General features: G+C 54.7%; 16 protein-coding genes and 2 tRNA genes. 8 read left to right on the forward strand and 10 right to left on the reverse strand.

All coding sequences use genetic code 11. From position 1 onward, the window contains the following. Positions 1-142 precede the first annotated feature (142 nt). From IM291_RS06160 to IM291_RS06170, 3 genes are all read left to right on the forward strand, one after another. A complete protein-coding gene (locus IM291_RS06160; RefSeq protein ID WP_192986370.1) occupies positions 143-739 on the forward strand; it encodes a response regulator transcription factor in 597 nt (198 codons plus the stop codon). A gap of 2 nt (positions 740-741) precedes the next feature. Continuing rightward, on the forward strand, positions 742-4,074 hold the full coding sequence (locus tag IM291_RS06165) for an ATP-binding protein (protein ID WP_192986372.1): 3,333 nt from the start codon (positions 742-744) through the stop codon (positions 4,072-4,074). 84 nt (positions 4,075-4,158) lie between these two features. Then, a complete protein-coding gene (locus tag IM291_RS06170) occupies positions 4,159-4,845 on the forward strand; it encodes a response regulator transcription factor (RefSeq protein ID WP_048998760.1) in 687 nt (228 codons plus the stop codon). 78 nt (positions 4,846-4,923) lie between these two features. On the opposite strand, the gene IM291_RS06175 is transcribed toward IM291_RS06170, so the two are convergent. Together IM291_RS06175 and IM291_RS06180 are read right to left on the reverse strand one after the other, a co-directional pair. Further along, a complete protein-coding gene (locus IM291_RS06175) occupies positions 4,924-6,870 on the reverse strand; it encodes a TonB-dependent copper receptor (RefSeq protein ID WP_192986373.1) in 1,947 nt (648 codons plus the stop codon). A gap of 144 nt (positions 6,871-7,014) precedes the next feature. Then, entirely contained in the window at positions 7,015-7,929 is a 915-nt protein-coding gene (locus IM291_RS06180) for a LysR family transcriptional regulator (protein WP_049137422.1), read from the reverse strand. Positions 7,930-8,030: 101 nt separating this feature from the next. Between IM291_RS06180 and IM291_RS06185 the strand changes: the two genes are divergently transcribed. Beyond that, a complete protein-coding gene (locus IM291_RS06185; protein ID WP_192986374.1) occupies positions 8,031-8,963 on the forward strand; it encodes a DMT family transporter in 933 nt (310 codons plus the stop codon). A 37-nt stretch (positions 8,964-9,000) separates the two neighbouring features. Here the strand turns inward: IM291_RS06185 and IM291_RS06190 are convergent. After that, a tRNA-Asp gene (locus IM291_RS06190) sits at positions 9,001-9,077 on the reverse strand. A 132-nt stretch (positions 9,078-9,209) separates the two neighbouring features. Further along, positions 9,210-9,941, reverse strand: a complete 732-nt coding sequence (dnaQ, locus tag IM291_RS06195; RefSeq protein ID WP_028015611.1) for a DNA polymerase III subunit epsilon — start codon at positions 9,939-9,941, stop codon at positions 9,210-9,212. Between the two features lie 64 nt (positions 9,942-10,005). On the opposite strand from dnaQ, the gene rnhA reads away from it, so the two are divergent. Next, the gene (gene rnhA, locus IM291_RS06200; protein WP_028015610.1) at positions 10,006-10,473 is read left to right on the forward strand and encodes a ribonuclease HI; all 468 of its coding nucleotides are present in this window, start codon (positions 10,006-10,008) and stop codon (positions 10,471-10,473) included. On the opposite strand, the gene IM291_RS06205 is transcribed toward rnhA, so the two are convergent. Next, positions 10,474-11,190 (reverse strand): class I SAM-dependent methyltransferase, encoded by a 717-nt coding sequence (locus IM291_RS06205; protein WP_028015609.1) that lies wholly within the window; start codon positions 11,188-11,190, stop codon positions 10,474-10,476. A gap of 32 nt (positions 11,191-11,222) precedes the next feature. Between IM291_RS06205 and gloB the strand changes: the two genes are divergently transcribed. Next, a complete protein-coding gene (gloB, locus tag IM291_RS06210; protein ID WP_059357725.1) occupies positions 11,223-11,981 on the forward strand; it encodes a hydroxyacylglutathione hydrolase in 759 nt (252 codons plus the stop codon). 68 nt (positions 11,982-12,049) lie between these two features. Next, positions 12,050-13,414: a murein transglycosylase D gene (mltD, locus tag IM291_RS06215; RefSeq protein ID WP_028015607.1), complete on the forward strand. Its 1,365-nt coding sequence runs from the start codon at positions 12,050-12,052 to the stop codon at positions 13,412-13,414. Between the two features lie 52 nt (positions 13,415-13,466). Here mltD and IM291_RS06220 read toward each other — a convergent pair whose 3' ends face one another. The 3 genes from IM291_RS06220 to IM291_RS06230 form a co-directional block, all read right to left on the reverse strand. Further along, positions 13,467-14,240 carry a class I SAM-dependent methyltransferase gene (locus IM291_RS06220; protein WP_192986375.1) on the reverse strand — a complete coding sequence of 258 codons (774 nt, stop codon included), beginning with the start codon at positions 14,238-14,240 and terminating at the stop codon, positions 13,467-13,469. A gap of 75 nt (positions 14,241-14,315) precedes the next feature. Then, positions 14,316-15,116, reverse strand: a complete 801-nt coding sequence (locus IM291_RS06225) for an endonuclease/exonuclease/phosphatase family protein (RefSeq protein ID WP_192986383.1) — start codon at positions 15,114-15,116, stop codon at positions 14,316-14,318. A gap of 136 nt (positions 15,117-15,252) precedes the next feature. Then, a complete protein-coding gene (locus IM291_RS06230) occupies positions 15,253-16,428 on the reverse strand; it encodes an MFS transporter (RefSeq protein ID WP_126327425.1) in 1,176 nt (391 codons plus the stop codon). 104 nt (positions 16,429-16,532) lie between these two features. Between IM291_RS06230 and yafC the strand changes: the two genes are divergently transcribed. Next, positions 16,533-17,438: a DNA-binding transcriptional regulator YafC gene (gene yafC, locus IM291_RS06235; protein ID WP_028015603.1), complete on the forward strand. Its 906-nt coding sequence runs from the start codon at positions 16,533-16,535 to the stop codon at positions 17,436-17,438. Between the two features lie 28 nt (positions 17,439-17,466). Here yafC and dkgB read toward each other — a convergent pair whose 3' ends face one another. Further along, a complete protein-coding gene (dkgB, locus tag IM291_RS06240) occupies positions 17,467-18,270 on the reverse strand; it encodes a 2,5-didehydrogluconate reductase DkgB (protein WP_192986376.1) in 804 nt (267 codons plus the stop codon). Between the two features lie 160 nt (positions 18,271-18,430). Next, positions 18,431-18,507: transfer RNA gene (locus tag IM291_RS06245), tRNA-Asp, on the reverse strand. Positions 18,508-18,642 lie beyond the last annotated feature (135 nt).

The raw sequence follows: 18,642 nt of genomic DNA on the forward strand, positions 1-18,642 counted from the left end.
GCCCCCCAGCAACTATACAGCCCACCACTTTTTAGCTACTCTTTTTCACCTCACTCTGCTCTACACTGTAAGAGTGATGCTAAAGCGCCATTCGCTAAGATGTGCGGTGAACACCTGTCTTTTCCTTGCCGGATCGGATGTCATGCTAAAAACAGTTCTGATTGCCGACGACCACCCTGTCTATTTATTAGGCTTGCGCACATTGCTGCAGACGCGCCCGGACCTTTATCGGGTCGTTCACGAAGCGCTCAGTGCTGATGAACTCATGAATAAACTGGCGAGCGAGCCTGTCGATATCATCATCACCGACCTGAGTATGCCCGGCACGCGCAGCCCGGACGGATTAACCATGATCCGCTCGCTGATTCGCCATTATCCGCAGAGCATGATTGTGGTGGTCACCATGATCACTAATCCTGAGCTTCTGGACTCGCTGCGGCGCTGCGGGGTGCATGCCGTTCTCAACAAAGCCAGTTTGTCCAACAATCTGCTGCAGACGCTGCGCAGCACCCTGCGGGGGCAAATCGAACCGGTGAAGCCTCAGGCACAGTTGACCGAACGGGAAACAGAAGTGCTTCGCCTGCTGGTGCGCGGTTTCACCGTGAACGAGATCAGCGCCCAGCTTAACCGGACGAAGCAGACCATCAGTACGCAAAAAAAGAGTGCCATGAGCAAACTCAACGCCAGGAATGATTTCGAGCTGCTCCAGTGCGCGCAAAGTCTGGGGCTGGTTAGCTGAGCATGCGCAGAGGCTGGCTGGCGACATTATTTATCCTCATGCTGATAAGCGGGCACGCGGCGGCTGGCACGCTGCGCGTGGGCCTGCTGAGCGCCGCGCCGCCTTTTCTCGCTATCGATCGGCCGCCGGGCATTCTGGATGATGAACTCAGCATATTGTTTAGCAATACGACGCTGCCGGACGTCCAGCGTTTTAGCGACCCGGCAACGGCGCTGGATGCGTTGAAGCGAAAGCGCATCGATGTGTTAATCGCCGCCCGGCGTCCTGCAGCCGATCTGGTCGCCAGCGAGCCAATGTTCGCTTTCCCGCTGGCGTCCCTGAGCATAAAAGAGGGACGCGGCGGTACACTGTGCTTTCCGGAATTACCGTCAGAGGTCGCGACCCGCTGCTCTGTGACGGGTTCAGCCTCACCGGGAGAAAACGTCAGGCAGCTGGCAGCAGGGAAAGCGCGGGAATTCATCGCCCCGGAGTTTGTTTTACGTAACTGGCTGACCCACTCCCCCGCCACCACGCTGACCCTGACGCCGCTGGACGATACTCCCCCGCTACATTTTCGTGCCTGGGCTCTGCCTGAGCAGGCAAACACGCTGGAAATCTTCAACGAGCGTATTCACACCCTTAACCCGGAAGACGCTGAATGGCTGGAACAAAAGTGGCTTTTGCCGGACGGCAGCGTCTTTGACGCCCGCCATTCCCCCGTGAAGGAAAATGCGCCCAAAATCACGCTGCACGTTTTGCTTCCCGCTATTTCGCCGCCAATGGTCACACTCACGCCTGACGGGCATATTCAGGGGGTATGGCGCGATCTGCTGCTCAATCTGTTTCCGTCCAACCTGTATAGCCTGACCTTCAACCTTGATGCGCCCCCGCTTCAGTATGCGGAGAACACGTTGCGCATAGTCGCCAGCGCGACGCCACCGTCAAAGAGTGCCATCACGTTTGACTCACTGAGCTGGGCCCTGCTCAGTGAGGACAGCAACCCGCTTTCCGGCTCCTTGTCCGCATTACAGCATAAGCGGATTGCCGTCATACGCATCTCTCCGCTCGTCACGTTACTGCGTCAGGCGTTACCTGCGGATAACCTGGTGCTGGTTAACTCACTCGATCAGGGTTTTGAATTGCTCAAAGCCGGAGGCGCGGACGGGCTTGCGGGCGATGCGTTTATACTCCATCACCTGCTGCGCCAGCATAACGCCAGCAATCTGTCGCTGACGCCGCTGGCGCTGCCGGAAGTGCCGCTATGGTTTGTACCAAATATTTCTGACCCGGCGGATGCCAAAAGGGTGAATGCGGTCATGGCGTCCGTAACGCAGGCTGATATCTACGCGAGCCTTAACCTGTCGCAGGCCGTACAGACGACACCCACCGCCCCGGTGCAATCACTATGGCTGGTCATGCTCGCCGTGGTGGCGATTTGCGCGGCATTCGTCGCCCTGCTGACCTTTAGCGCCGCGCAGAGCCAGCGACGCCAGCGCGAGCGGGACACGGCAGAGCTGCACAACGCGCTCTCACTCTGGCAAACTCTGATGAACAATGTCCCGGTGCCGCTGTTTGTCTGCGATCCGACCGGGCGGCTGACGCGCTATAACGACTCCTTTATTCACTCACCGTTACTCACGGCACTGCCCGAAGAGGGCGCCCCCTTTTCCAGCCTGCCTTTGGGCGAGCTTGCCCAACAGTTTACGTTGCCGCATCGCCTCTCGCTGCTCCATGCCGCGTCGCCGTTAACGGGTGAAACCACACAGAACAATTCCACCCTTTACTGGTGGCTTTGCCGCTATACCGATACGCGGGGGCGGCCTCAGGGCGTGGTCGGAGGCTGGATCGATATCACTGAAAAAGCAGCGCTGACCGCTGCGCTCAATCAGGCGCTGGCGCAGGCGGAGCAGGCCAGCACTGAAAAATCGAACTTCCTCGCCCGCATGAGCCATGACATTCGTACCCCGCTCAACGCCATGCTGGGCCTGCTTGAGATGGAGCGCGACAAAAGCGAGTCCCTCAACATCGCCTGGCAGGCAGCCGGGTCATTGCGCGACGTGATTGGCGGCGTACTGGATTTGTCGCGCATTGAAGCAGGCGAGTTAAGGCTGGAGCCACAGGCCTGGCCCCTGTGGCAGACGCTTAACGCCAGCGCGGAGATTTTTGCCAGCAGCGCCAACGCTAAAGGTCTCCACTGGCGCAGCGAGTTGAACGTGCCGCACGACGGCTGGTTCCTGTTCGATAAAGCACGGCTGAATCAGGTCATCGCCAATCTGCTGGGCAACGCCATTAAATATACGCCGAAGGGAGAAATTGTTTTTCACGCCGAGCTCAACGGTGAACATTTGCAGCTGTTGATTCGCGACACTGGCATCGGTATCCCGGCCGATGCCCTTCCACACCTCGGCCAGCCGTGGTTTCAGACTGACAGCAGCACGCCGCAAAGCAGCGGGCTGGGGCTGGCGATCTGTTACCAGTTAGTCGAGCTGATGGGAGGCGTGCTGACGATAGCCAGCGAAGCGGGGAGCGGTACGCAGGTGACGGTGAGCATACCGCTCCATGTCGCCAGCCCGGCGGCAACGGCCGATGAGACACCTGTAATAACCCCACTGCCACCGCATCGCATCATGATCATTGACGATTTTCCGGCAAACCTGACGGTGTTAGCGCTCCAGCTGCAGGAGCTGGGTCAGGAGGTTATTCCTTGCGCCAGCGCTGGCGAAGCGCTTGCGCGCCTGGAAAACGAGCCGGTGGATATCCTGATAACCGACTGCCAGATGGCCCTCATGGACGGCTATCAACTCACATCGTTAATACTCCTGCGCGATATTGCCGGCAGCATCACCGCGCCCGCCGCTATTCTCGGTTACACCGCCAGCGCGTTGCAGAGTGAGGACGATCGAGCAAAACATGCCGGAATGGACGCGTTATTGCGAAAACCGCTCTCCCTCAATGCCCTGCATCAGGCGCTGGCGCAGCAATACAGCCTGCGCAATCAGGGGCCTGACCTCAGCGAACTCCGGCGTCTGGCCAACGGTCAACCGGAGATCATGACCCTGATGCGCCAGCAAATGCGCGAAGCCATTACCCTTGATATTCGACAGCTACGGGAAAACACCCCGTCACCGCAAACGCTAAGCCAGCTCGCGCATCGTCTGAAGGCCTCCTGGAGCCTCTTTGCCATGCGCAACGCCACCCGCACCTGTCAGGCAATTGAAGTGTTGCCGGAGATGCTGGCGACAGGTGTCATAACGGCTGAAGCCCTGCCTGCGCTGACATCGCGTTTCTGCGCGCGCATGGAAGCGAATCTGCAGCAACTCGATACCGCACTGAAGGAATTATCTGACAAGTACTAAAGAATGCTCTGCACAGGATTTGTATCTTTCTGGTCATCCGGCGGCGTTATCCCTACCGTCGCCCACATTTTCGAAGGAGAAACCATGAAAGTCCGTATCGCTATTGCCGATGAGCACACCATTATCCGTCGTGGCGTCTTATCCATGATCACCAATATGCCCTCTCTTTTCAGCGACGGCTCACCCCGCCCGGAGTTTTGCATTCAGGGCGATACCGCAACGCCATCTGAGCTGCTTTCACTGCTATCCCAACAGCCTGTCGACATTCTGTTCCTTGGCTTTTCTCTTGCCACCAGCCAAACCGTTAACCCGCTCAACGGAATGGACGGCGTATTACTGATTAAATGGCTCAGCCGTAAATATCCGCAGCTTAAAATCATTGTGCTTTCGCCCTACAAAAACACGCAGCTTATCCGCATGTCGCTGGAGGCAGGCGCCAAAGCCTATATTAGTCGGGACACCTGTGAGAAAACCCTGAACAGAACGCTGACGTCAGTGATCAATGGGGAAGTCTATATTGAGCGCGAGCTGATGCATTCCCTGTTCCAGACCGGCGCACAAACGGAGCAAGAGCTCTCGCCCCGTGAAATTGATGTGTTGCGTATGCTCTGCAAAGGGATGAGTCTGACAGAGATCGCCAGACAGCTGCATTTGAGTAATAAAACCGTCAGCGCCCATAAACTGCGCGCGATGGAAAAACTGGGGGTAAACAGCGACTGTCAGCTCTATTGCCTGCTGGCGAAAACACAAATGTTCGATATTGCTATCTGACATAAAAAAACCGCCTGTAAACAGGCGGTAGAGGCAAACGTACGCCTCAACGGTCGCTCTCAGCAATGACGCTCAGGATCAGAAATGGTATGTCATAGCCAGCCACCAGACGCGCCCCGGTTCAGGGATTTGCTGATTTGCGGCGTATCCGAACTGGCTGGCGCCCGCCAGGTTGAGGTGCTCGCTGTAGTATTTATTGAACAGATTCTCAATACCCACGCGGGACTCAAAATGGTCGTTAAATGTGTAGCCCGCGCTCCACGAAAGCACACCAAACCCCGCGCTCGGGCCGAGATCCTGGCCGGTGACGTTACCTTTGTTTTGCGCCACGCGATGCTGCGGCGCAACCACACGCCACAGTAATCCGGTGCGCCACTGTTGCCCGGTATAGTCCAGCGCCAGCCGCCCTTCGAGCGGCGGCATCTGCGGCAGCGGCTGTTTATCGCTACGATTCTCGCCCCAGGCGTAGCTCAGGCTTCCCGTCAGTGCCCAGTTGGGCGTCAGGCTCCAGCTTGCGCCCGTCTCCGCGCCCATTACGGCGGCATTGATGTTGCTGGCCTGCGACGGCGTGCGGCTATAATCAAACAAAATGTAATCGGTAGTTCGCCCGACATAGGCCGATGCCCAGGCGCTAACCTTGTCGCCGTGTAACTGCACGCCGCTATCCCATTGCAGGGTCTTTTCTGTTTTCAGCTGACGAAAGCTTTGTTCTCCAGCCTTGCCGGAAAATAGCTCCCAGTAATCAGGAAAACGTTCGGTATAACCGATGCCGCTATAAAGCATGACGGGTGCGTCAGGTACGCGATACTCATAGCGCGTGAACGCGCCGGGCAGGAGGTCGTGCCGGGAGCTATTTTGCGCGCTGCGCCGATCGTCCGCGCGAATGCTATCCAGTCTCGCACCCACGATGACCGTGTCGTCCGCCGTAACGGACTGGCGCCATTCGCTAAACAGACCCGCCTGGGTAAAACGGGCATCGTCACGCCACGATCCCGCGCTTTTTTTACGGTGACTTTTACGCATTACGTCCGCGCCGGCGGTAAGCGTGGTGGTTTCATCTTCCCACACGCCGGCAAGGCGGCTGCCCATCACCACGCCGCCAACTTCAGACTTACGCTTCGGTCCAACGGGCTGACGCAGGCTGTAGTTATCCATGATGTGGTCAGTATCATTGGCATAGAGCTGCCAGCTAAGTTTGCTGACGTGCTCGCTCAGGTGATATTTCTCCAGTTTTAGCGCCGCGCTTTTACGGGCAAAACGGCTACCATCCATCATCCGACCCGCATAGCGGGCTTTACCGTCGCTGGCTCCCACGCTTAGCTCCGCCAGCGTGTCCTCATCAGGCGTGAGCCCAACCGTGACGCCGCTGTTCCATCTGCGCCACAGGCCCGGCACACGGTTGCCATGACCATCCCGGTAGTCATCCGCCTCCGAATGATTACCGTCCAGGCGGACGTAGCCACGCGGGTCGCCAAACGCGAGATTAAGGTTTTGATCCGCGCGTCCGTTAGCGCCCCGCAGCAGCTCAGCGCTGCCTTTTAGCTCAGGTACGCTGAAATAGTCCGGCTGGCGTTCAAAAAGCAATGTTCCGGCGGACCCCATTGGCCCCCAGAGCACGCTTTGTGGGCCTTTGATGACGGTTATCGTGTCGTAACTTTGCGGAGTGATATAGGCCGTTGGGGTATCCATGCGCGAGCCGCAGCCCCCCTGTGTGCTGACGCCGTCTGCAAGCAACGTCAGCCGGGAACCGAACATCCCGCGCAACACCGGATCGCCGTTACTCCCGCCGCTGCGCAGTACGGAAAAACCCGGGATGTTTTTTAGCGCGCCCGCACCGTCGCTGGCAGGCAATTGTTGTGCTGGAGTATGAGCCGGAGCGATAAATGACGCGGGATCGCGATAATACCCCTCAACGGTCATCGACTCTTCAGCGTATGCCGGCAAAGCGGTGGCACAGCAGAGAACCAACAAGAGTGGACGGGAGGCGAGCAGGGAACGAAAACCGCTCGCGGTGATACCAGACATAGCACAATTCCGTTTCGGTAAAGAAAATAAGCAAGGCGCTTATTGTCTTCATCCCCAGCAGCGGAATACACGACCTGCGGGCAAGAAGGCCCTCAGGGAAATCAGGAAATATCTGGCGGATAACGGAAATCTCAGGGACGCAGTTCAGCGCGCTTCGCCCAGGCGTGCCGTTTGCTGTCGTAAAAAATCCATCAACCGCAAACAGGCCGGCGAAAGCGGCTGCCCGACGTTTTTGACGATGCCCACATCCATATAGGTAATGCAGTCGTCAATGGTGCGCCGGATCACGCGCTGACCGCCGAGCGCCCACGGGCGATAGACCAGATCGGATAAAATCGTCACCCCCTTTCCCTGCGCGACCAGACTTCGAATCGCCTCAAAGGAGTTGGTGCGAAAATGAATGTCAGGATGGCAGCCCCTGCTTTGCCAGTAGTCGGATATCACATCGGGATAATCGTCCGTCACCAGCAACAGAAATGGCACCTTTTCCACATCCTTTAACCGAAGCTCCGGCACGCTGAGAAGAGGATGGCCGATGGCGGTCCATAACCGGCGCGGCGAACGGATCCACGTTTCGACCTCAAGCGTACTATCGTGGCTGATATTGGAGGTCAGCAAAAGACAAAAATCGAGATCTCCCTGACGCAAGGCCTGAAGCAGCTGCGATGCGGGCGCCTCATGAAATGCCGTCTCCAGCAGCGGAAAACGCTGCGCGATATCGCCCCAGAGATTGGGCAGCAGATAAGCGGAAAGGGTTTCGGCAATGCCGATGCGCACGACGCCGTTAATCGCCTCAGGCTGCTGATGAAGATCCTCCACCGCCGCGCGGCTATCGTGGAGGATCTTGCGGGCATGATTGAGAAATCGCTCGCCGACGGGAGTTAACTGGATCCCTTTTGCATGCCGGATAAAGAGAGGGGCATTCACCGCCTCCTCCAGGTTGCGCATCGAGACCGTCATGGAAGATTGCGATATATGACAACGGCTGGCCGCTTTGGAAATTTGTAATGTTTCCGCTAACGCAATGTAGAACTCAAGTTGCCTGAGAGTAAACTTCATAGTTTCAGCCAATACCGTGAGATGAAAATATTATATTAGCATTTAATTCTGCACCGGCAGTACTCTAAAGGCAGACAAAATGTTTATTATCAGGAGCCTTTATGCCCTATTTTTTACTCAGTCTCGCGGCCTGTTTTTGGGGGGGTAATTATGTCGTCGGTCATTTACTGGTGGCGCATGCAGACCCGATTATATTATCCGCCGCACGCTGGATAATTACGGCTCTTCTTTTATCGATGCTTTATATCAGACAGATTCGCGCCCAGTGGCCGATGATGAAAAAGGCGAAAGGTACGATCATATTTCTTGCGCTGTGCGGACAGGTTATGTTCCCACTCACGCTGTATATCGGTCTGCAATATACTTCATCTCTTAATGCAGCTATTTATTTATCTACAACGCCTGCCCTGGTTTTATTGATAAATAAGCTGGTCTTTAAAGAGAAAATATCAGTACAGAATATTGCTGGCGTTGTTCTCAGTTCATTGGGCGTCGTCTGGCTGGTCATGCAGGGCGATCTGCTGCATCTGGATACGCTTAAAAATCTGAATCGCGGCGATATCTGGACCATGGGCTCTGCCGCCAGCTGGGCCGTTTATTGTGCTTTCTTGCGGATGAAGCCGAAAAGCGTCGGTGGGAATGCCTTTGTGGCCGTGAGCGCGGTCCTCGGTGCCCTGGTGTTGTTACCGGTACTGGCGATATCGTTGATAAAGACCGGCTTACCTGAGTGGACGGCCTATACCGCACCGGGCTTTTTAAGCGGGCTGATATACCTGGTGGTCTTTCCTTCCTGGCTCTCTTACCTGCTGTGGAATAAAGGCATTGCGGCTATCGGTGCAACCCGCGGGGAGATTTATTCCCACCTTATTCCGCTGAGCGGCGGTCTGTTCAGCGTGATGTTCCTGCACGTTACGTTGCATTCGTATCATCTGGTCAGCACGGTACTGATTCTGTTTGGCATTGCCCTCTGCTCTCGCGCCTCGCAAAGGAAAGTCGCGAAGATCGAACGCGCAGACGAAAAAGTACAGATATGAAAAAGGCCCACGTTATAAATAACGTGGGCCTGAATAGTGGCGGAACGGACGGGACTCGAACCCGCGACCCCCTGCGTGACAGGCAGGTATTCTAACCGACTGAACTACCGCTCCACTGTTCCCGCTTGGGGAACGAGGCGCATATTACGGTGTGCCTCCGATCTCGTCAACGCTTTTTCTCACGTTTTGAATCGTTTGCTGCAAAATTCACCCAACCGATGATTTTACAGGCATTGTGGCGTTTTTTCAGGCGCGCCACATACAGCTTCCGCCCTTCTTCTGCACCAGGTCGAGACGGGATTCATGGTTAAGTAGCTCTTCATCACTGGCTAAAACAACCCGCAAGCGGCTTGCCTGACGGACAACGCGCTGAATGCCCGCTTCGCCCTGCGTCTGCTGTGACTCATTTTCCATGCTGAACTTCATCGACGTCTGTCCGCCGGTCATTGCCAAATAGACGTCGGCCAGGATCTGGGCATCGAGCAATGCCCCGTGCAGCGTTCGCTTGGTGTTGTCTATTTCGTAACGTGAACAGAGCGCATCGAGGCTGTTACGCTTGCCGGGAAACATCTTCCTCGCCAGCGCCAGGCTATCGGTCACTTTGCAAAAGGTGTTTGTTTTCGGAATATCGCGATGGAGCTTACTAAACTCATAGTCCATAAAGCCGATATCGAACGAGGCGTTATGGATGATGAGTTCGGCGCCTTTGATGTACTCCAGAAACTCGTCTGCCACCTCTCCAAAGGTCGGTTTATCCAGCAAGAACTCATCGGCAATACCGTGAACGCCGAACGCCTCTGGATCCACCAGCCGATCGGGTTTGAGATACACGTGGAAGTTGTTCCCCGTGAGACGACGGTTCACCACTTCAACGGCACCGATCTCAATGATCTTATGCCCTTCGTAGTGCGCGCCGATCTGGTTCATACCGGTGGTTTCGGTATCGAGGACAATCTGGCGAGTAATTGCAGTGCTCATAGCGGTCATTTATGTCAGACTTATCGTTTAACTGAACGTTTCAAATACAGGAAGTCTACCAGAGATGCGTAAACAGGTAGAAATTTTCACCGATGGATCTTGTCTCGGCAACCCAGGGCCCGGCGGCTACGGCGCGATTATGCGCTATCGCCAGCATGAAAAAACTTTTAGCGAAGGCTATTTCCTGACCACCAACAACCGTATGGAGTTGATGGCGGCCATTGTGGCGCTGGAAGCCTTAAAAGAACACTGCGACGTGGTGCTCAGTACCGATAGCCAGTACGTGCGCCAGGGTATCACCCAGTGGATCCACAACTGGAAAAAACGCGGCTGGAAAACTGCGGATAAAAAGCCGGTTAAAAATGTCGATCTCTGGAAGCGGCTGGATGCGGCATTAGGTCAGCACCAAATAAAATGGGAATGGGTAAAAGGGCATGCTGGTCACCCTGAGAACGAACGCTGCGACGAACTGGCGCGCGCGGCGGCTTTAAACCCGGCCCATGAGGATGCAGGCTACCAGCCTGAATCCTGATCAGGGCTTTCTGTACTGCCGCGTTGCGCCAACGGTCTGCCGGATAGGCGTTTTCGATTTGCTCTGCTTCATCGGGTTAAGCGTAAGGGGGATGGTTCGCTTACGCGCGACGATAAACTGCATGCAGCCTAAGGCGGGCAAATGCGTGCTTAACAACACTCCCCCCTTCCGCGCCCACGGCAGTACCTGAAAACCGCCGTAGCAGAGCACTTCAAAGTTCAGCAGTGAAAGCCAGTCGAGCTGGCGCATCATGGTGAACATTCGGCTGTTATAGGGTGGCGTTCGGCGCAGCACGGGTACCAGCTTGCGCAGCCCCATCAGGCTCAGCGGATTGAATCCGCTGAGGATCAGCCAGCCGTCATCAATCAGAACGCGATCGGCTTCACGCAGCATACGGTGAGGATCGCTGCACCAGGGCAACGCGTGTGCAAGAAGGCATGCATCAACGGATTTCTCTGCAAATGGCAGATGCAACGGGTCTGCCTTCACCTGAACCGGCGATCCGCCGAGAGAGACGTTAACCTGATGTGAGATAGCGCAGCTTTCGGTATTGATTTCCGCGCTGAGATTGCCAATCTTAAGCAGGTGAAAGCCATACATTTTCGCGAGCCAGGGCTTCAGCTGCTGCTCCAGTGCTTCGCGATAGTATTCACCCCAGGGCAATTCCGCCCAACGTTCCGGTGCTGCGACAGTCTGAGGTATCCTTGCCGGTTTCATCAAAACACCCGCCACGCTATAAGAGGTAATGTATGAATCTTATCAGTATTCCCGCTTTTGAGGACAATTACATCTGGGTTTTGGTCGATGACGATCGTCGATGCGTCATTGTCGATCCCGGCGAATCCGCCCCTGTACTGCGCGCCATAAATGATAACGGCTGGCAGCCTGACGCCATTCTGTTGACGCATCATCATAACGATCATACTGGCGGCGTGCAGGAACTGCGCGCCCAATTTCCGCATCTTGTGGTGTACGGACCGGCTGAGACACAAAATAAGGGAACGACGCAAGTAGTCGAAGAAGGCGAAAATATCCTCATCCACGAGTGGGAGTTTTCCGTATTTGCTACACCGGGTCACACTTTGGGACATCTGTGTTTCTACAGCAAACCTTATCTTTTTTGTGGCGACACTTTGTTCTCTGGCGGCTGCGGAAGACTGTTTGAAGGCACGCCGGAACAGATGTATCAGTCTTTACAAAAGATAAGTGCGTTACCGGATGACACCCTTATTTGTTGCGCCCATGAGTATACATTAGGAAATATGAAGTTTGCTGCAAGCCTCTTACCTGAGGATCGGGCGATTCAGGATTATTATCACAAAGTGAAGGAGTTACGTGCAAAAAACCAAAATACACTGCCCGTAATTCTGAAAAATGAGCGCCAGATTAATTTATTTTTACGAACAGATGATATTGATTTAATTAATAAAATTAACCAAGAAACAAATTTGCAACAACCTGAACAGCGATTTGCATGGTTAAGGTCAAAGAAAGATAACTTCAGATAAATGCGGGTTGCCTTTTCAAAATTTCGCCGTTATCATCGCTCGTCTTTTAAGCAACTATTGACACACACATGAAGGCAAAAGCGATATTACTCGCCTCTGTCCTGCTTGTAGGTTGCCAGTCGCAGAACGGCAGCAACGTACAACAGCACGCACAGAGCCTTTCTGCAGCTGGTCAAGGGGAAGCAGGGAAGTTTACAAGTTCGGCGCGCTGGATGGACGATGGGACATCTTTCGCGCAGGAGCAAGACTTGTGGACCTCTATTGGCGACGAGCTAAAGATGGGAATTCCGGAAAACAGCCGGATTCGCGAACAGAAACAGAAGTATTTAAGAAATAAGAGCTATCTCCACGATGTAACGTTACGGGCAGAGCCGTATATGTACTGGATAGCCGGGCAAGTTAAAAAACGTAACATGCCTATGGAGCTGGTACTCCTACCCATAGTGGAGAGCGCTTTTGACCCACACGCGACGTCTGGCGCCAATGCCGCAGGCATTTGGCAGATCATTCCGAGCACCGGGCGAAACTATGGTCTGAAACAGACCCGCAACTATGATGCGCGTCGCGATGTTGTCGCTTCAACGACAGCCGCTCTCGATATGATGCAACGTCTGAACAAGATGTTTGACGGCGACTGGCTGTTAACGGTCGCAGCGTATAACAGTGGCGAAGGTCGTGTACTGAAGGCAATGAAAGCGAATAAAGCACGGGGTAAATCCACCGATTTTTGGTCGCTCTCACTGCCACAGGAAACGAAGATTTACGTACCGAAGATGCTGGCCTTGAGCGATATTCTCAAGAACAGCAAGCGTTACGGTGTACAACTGCCAACACCAGACGAAAGTCGTGCACTGGCGCGCGTGCGCCTCAGCAATCCGGTTGATATTCAACAAGTTGCTGATATGACGGGTATGTCGGTAAGTAAATTGAAAACCTTTAATGCAGGCGTCAAAGGCTCGACGCTGGGGGCAAGCGGCCCGCAGTATGTGATGGTTCCGCAGAAACATGCGGCGCAGTTACGTGAGTCTTTAGCATCGGGTGAAATTGCCGCCGTTCAGTCAACGCTGATCGCCGATGCTTCATCCGTTAGCAGCCGCAGCTATAAGGTGCGTTCAGGGGATACCCTTTCAGGCATTGCCTCACGTCTTGGCGTGACGGCGAAAGATCTGCAGCAGTGGAATAATCTGCGCAGCTCTGGGCTGAAGGTGGGTCAGACACTGACCGTGGGTGCAGGTAGCAGCGCACAGCGTCTCGCCAGCAACAGCGATAGCATCACCTATCGCGTGCGCAAAGGCGATTCACTGTCCAGTATCGCAAAACGACACGGCGTGAACATCAAAGATGTGATGCGCTGGAATAATGATACTGACAATCTGAAACCGGGCGACCAGCTGACGCTGTTTGTAAAGAACAGCGCCACGCCAGACTCCTGATAACACGATCGAAAGATAAAAAGGCACCGATTCCCCTCGGTGCCTTTTTTGTTTATCCCGCTTTTTGCGCTTCCGCCATGATGGTATCGCTGGTAAATGAGCCATCCGCCTGCAGTTCAAAGTACGCCTTCACCTCTGCGGACGCACTCTCCTGGTAAAGCCTAATTGCCTGGCTTAACGCCTCCGGGGTACGCATACGGGCTATCCAGGAGCTGAACTCCAGCGGTAAACGGTCTGTTATTAACGAACGCGCTATCAGCCCGGCTTCAGTGATAAACGATAACCACTCTCCGCTGGCGTAGTTTTGCACGTGCGAGGTGTCGCGCAGCGCTTCGACCGTTTGCAGCCAGATATTACGCACCGGATGTCCGGGAGACATCACGTCCATAATGATGAAGGTGCCCCCCGGCTTCAGAACACGTCTGACTTCGCGCAATGCCTGGCCGACGTCATGCCAGTGGTGTGCGGAATACCGGCTGATCGCGACATCAAACGACGCGTCATCAAACGGTAAAGACTCCGCATAGCCCTGCCGCGTATCAATATTGTTCAGCCCTTTCGCTTTCGCCGCCTCAGCAACGACGTCCAGCATCTGGCTCGATAAATCATATGCGATAACGTGGGCTACCTGCTGCGCAGCCGTAAAGCTGGCGTGCCCTGCCCCACATCCCAGGTCCAGCACGTGCGCCTGCGGGAATGCCGCCAGACGTTCACCGAGACGCACCAGATCGCGACCTGAAGCATGCACGGCGCTGCTCAGATAAGCACTTGCCTGAGAACCAAACTGTTTTTCTACGTTGTCATGATGGGAGTGTGTTGTTGTCATCGTACTGTCCTTTGTTGGTTAAAAATAAAAGGGCAGCACCCGCGCGGCCTGCCCCACGGCAGACCTGACACACCATTATTTATCAGGTTTGCCGGGACTGAATTCAACGAGTAGAGGGTTGTGATCCGAAGCGCGCGTCACCAGTACAGAGGCGTCGTGCACGCTCAAACCGCGATAGAAGACAAAGTCGAGAGGACGACCAAAAGCTTTTTTACGCTGGTCATCACTGAAGCGAACTTCACGCAGCGACATTTCGCGCGCAAAGCGATACAGCGCATTCATGCGCGGACGGCTCCAGGCATTAAAATCGCCTGCCATGATGATGGGCCCGCTGTGATGCGCAATCTGATCGCCAATAGGAAGTAACTGCTTACTATACACATCCACGCCGAGGCTAAAGTTTACCGCGTGGATATTGACGACCATCAGCATACGGGTATCCGGCAGAGGATAGACCGTCACCAGCGCTGATTTCGCCAGACGCAGGATAGGTTCGCGCTCGCGGAGCGGGCAACAGTAGACCGGATGGGCAGCAGAAAGCGTCATTACGCCAGAGGGATGCTGCGGCAGAACAAATGCCGGCACCTGGTCGGCAGCAAGGTAATTCGTGGTGGCAAACCGTACCAGTTCAGGGGTAGTTTGCGCCTCCTGGAGCAGAACCAGGTGGGCATCTTTTCCAAAATTTTTGAGTACCGATAACCACTCCGCGCGCTGCTGCTTGAAGATATTCCAGACCAGAACCCGGATTTTATCATCGCTGCTTAACGGTGAGCCGGCGGGTAATGCCTGGCTTATGCTCGCAAACGACCCCGGAGGTAAGATCCTCTCCGCGGGCATTCCGGCAACATAACGCATGGCATAGGTATTTTTTCGCACTTTTGGAAACAGCCCCTGTAACATGAACCAGCCCTGAAAACGGGCTGGTTCTAATGTTATAGGGACTTTAGGTCACACTTTCAACGCAATTTCTGAGAAACCGCTTTCCAGTTTTGTAAGCAAGCACTTACTGATGTTATCCCAGCGCTACGCGGGCTGGCTTATCGAGGCGTCCACTCAGGCCAATCAGCAGGAAGGCGACCAGGACAATCACCGCGCCAATCCATGGGGTCTGGGTTAATCCGAAGTGTTCGACGGTTTGTCCGCCAATAATGGAGCCCAGCGCGATACCAATATTAAAAGCGGCAATATTCAGACCGGATGCCACATCCACCGCATTCGGCGTATAGAGCTCGGCTTTCTGGACAACGTAAACCTGAAGCCCTGGCACATTACCGAAGGCGAAGATCCCCATCACCAGTACCGTGACCAGCGCGGCGTATTGCATTGAAGCCGTGAACTGGAAAATTATCAGCAGAACCACCAGGGCGGCGAAGATAAATTTCAGCGCCGGTACCGCACCATGCTTATCCGCAAGCTTACCGCCCCAGATATTGCCAATGGCCACAGAAATACCGTATCCCAGCAAAATCCAGCTCACGGCATTCGGGGAGAAGCCCGCCAGGTCCTGCATCATCGGTGCCAGGAAGGTGAAGGCAGTGAATACGCCGCCATAGCCCAGAGCCGTAACCGCATAGATGATAAGCAAACGCGGATGAGTAAGCACTTTCAGCTGATCGCGCAGGCTGGCGCTCGCCCGGCCCGGGATATTCGATGGTACCAGCAGCAGGCTAGTCACCAGAGCGATAACGCCCAGTAAGGAGACGGCCAGGAACGTTTCACGCCAGCCGAAATGCTGTCCGATAAACGTTCCCAACGGTACGCCTGTGACCAGTGCGACGGTCAACCCACCGAACATGATCGCGATCGCTGAAGCCGCTTTCTCTTTGGGGACCAGGCTGGTTGCAATGGTGGAACCAATCGAGAAGAACACGCCGTGTGCCAGACCGGTCAGCAGGCGGGCAATCACCAGCGTTGTGTAGTCCGGTGCCTGCCAGGCCAGAACGTTCCCGGCGGTAAACAGCACCATCAGCGCGACTAACAGCTGCTTACGCGGAAAACGTCCGGTCAGGGCCGTCAGCACCGGCGCGCCGACGGCAACGCCCAGGGCGTAGATAGACACCAGTAACCCGGCTGAGGGCAGCGAGATGGCAAGCTGGTTAGCGATGGTGGGAACCAGTCCCACGATAACAAATTCGGTCGTGCCAATTGCAAAGGCACTGATCGTCAGGGCAAGTAGCGCCAGTGGCATAAAATACTCCGTATCATCAGGATTAAGATGACAGGCAGTATGCGCCAGTGCTTAAATAACAAAAATGGTCAAAATATCAATAGAATTTTGCAGGTGGTGCAACAATGAAAGCAACGTCTGAAGAGCTGACAATCTTTGTCGCCGTCGTCGAAAGCGGCAGCTTTAGCCGCGCAGCCGAGCAGCTGGGACAGGCTAACTCGGCCATTAGCCGTTCGGTGAAAAAGCTGGAGATGAAGCTTGGGGTGAGTCTGCTCAACCGAACGACGCGGCAGCTCAGCCTGACGGAAGAAGGGGAACGTTATTTCCGCCGCGTGCAGTCGGTGCTGCAGGAGATGGCCGCAGCGGAGACGGAGATTATGGAAACCCGCAGCACGCCGCGCGGGTTGCTGCGCATTGATGCTGCCACGCCGGTTGTGCTTCATTTTCTGATGCCGTTAATCAAACCTTTCCGTGAACGCTATCCGGAGATGACGCTCTCTCTGGTCTCGTCCGAGACGTTTATTAACCTCATCGAGCGGAAAGTGGATGTGGCTATTCGGGCGGGAACCCTGACGGATTCCAGCCTGCGGGCCCGCCCGCTGTTTGCCAGCTACCGTAAAATTATCGCGTCGCCACAGTATATTGCAGAACATGGTAAACCGGAGACGGTTGAAGAACTGAAGCAGCATCTGTGCCTGGGCTTTACGGAGCCGGTGTCGCTGAACACCTGGCCTGTTGCCTGTCATGATGGCCAGCTTCATGAAATTACCTGCGGGTTATCGTCTAACAGCGGAGAAACGCTGAAGCAGCTTTGCCTGGAAGGGAATGGGATCGCCTGCTTGTCAGACTATATGATTGATAAAGAGATAGCGCGGGGTGAACTGGTAGAGCTAATGGCCGATAAACGTTTGCCGGTAGAGATGCCTTTCAGCGCGGTGTATTACAGCGACAGAGCGGTAAGCACCCGCATACGCGCCTTTATCGACTTCCTGAGCGAGCATATAAAAACAGCTCCCGGAGGAGCTGTGTGAGGGTTCAGGTTACAGAGGGAGGGTCTTATTAATCCCAGTCAGGGGCTAAACCTTCCGGGCTCACCAGGCGGTCGTTGCACTCCAGTGCTGCGATCGCTTTTTTATCATCGTCATCCAGATGAAGATCCAGCGCTAGCAGGTTGCTGGCCAGGTTTTCGCGCTTGGTTGATGATGGGATCACGGCATAGCCTTCACCCATTGCCCATGCCAGAATAACCTGCGCAGCAGTGGCGTTATGCTTCTCAGCGATACGGATAATTACCTCGTCTTTCAGCGCCTTACCGTAGGCCAGCGTCATGTAAGAGGTGATGTGGATCCCGTGCTGTTTTGCCCAGTCCACGACTTTGCGGTTTTGCAGGTATGGAGACAGCTCGATCTGGTTTGTCGCAATATTTTCTGCGCCAACTGCGGCAATGGCTTTTTCCATCAGCGGGATCGTGAAGTTGGAGATCCCAATTTCACGCGTTAAGCCCTGCTTTTTCGCTTCCAGCAGCGCCTGCATGAATTCTTCTACGGAGATGGCATCGTTCGGAGATGGCCAGTGGACCAGCGTCAGATCCACGTAGTCAGTACGCAGTTTCTTCAGGCTCTCTTTCAGGCTTGGGATCAGCTTGTCTTTGCTGAGATTCTCAATCCAGATTTTGGTGGTGATGAACAGTTCATTACGCGGTACACCGCTCTCTTCAAGAGCCTGTCCAACGGCAGCTTCGTTTTCATAGATCTGTGCTGTATCAACTGCGCGATAGCCAAGCTCAAGAGCGGTTTTCACTGATGCGATAACAACGTCGTCTTTCAGGCGGAAAGTGCCAAGACCGAATGCAGGGAGAGTCATAATATTCCTCAATCGTTATGTTCGTTAACTGAGGACGATTATCGCTGGCGGTGTTATAGAGAAAAAGATCGTAAAACGCAGAGGATTTTTGCTAATTTCGCAATAATTAATCGTCAGATATGAAGAAAGCCCTGAGCGTTAACTCAGGGCTTTTAATAAGTGGCGGAACGGACGGGACTCGAACCCGCGACCCCCTGCGTGACAGGCAGGTATTCTAACCGACTGAACTACCGCTCCACCGAAGACTGCTTGTAACCACCGGATTTATGCACCGGCTTACTACTTAATTTAATGCCTGGCAGTTCCCTACTCTCACATGGGGAGACCCCACACTACCATCGGCGCTACGGCGTTTCACTTCTGAGTTCGGCA

The sequence above is a fragment of the Enterobacter cloacae complex sp. P27C genome (assembly GCF_014895705.1).
Lineage (GTDB): Bacteria > Pseudomonadota > Gammaproteobacteria > Enterobacterales > Enterobacteriaceae > Enterobacter > Enterobacter bugandensis.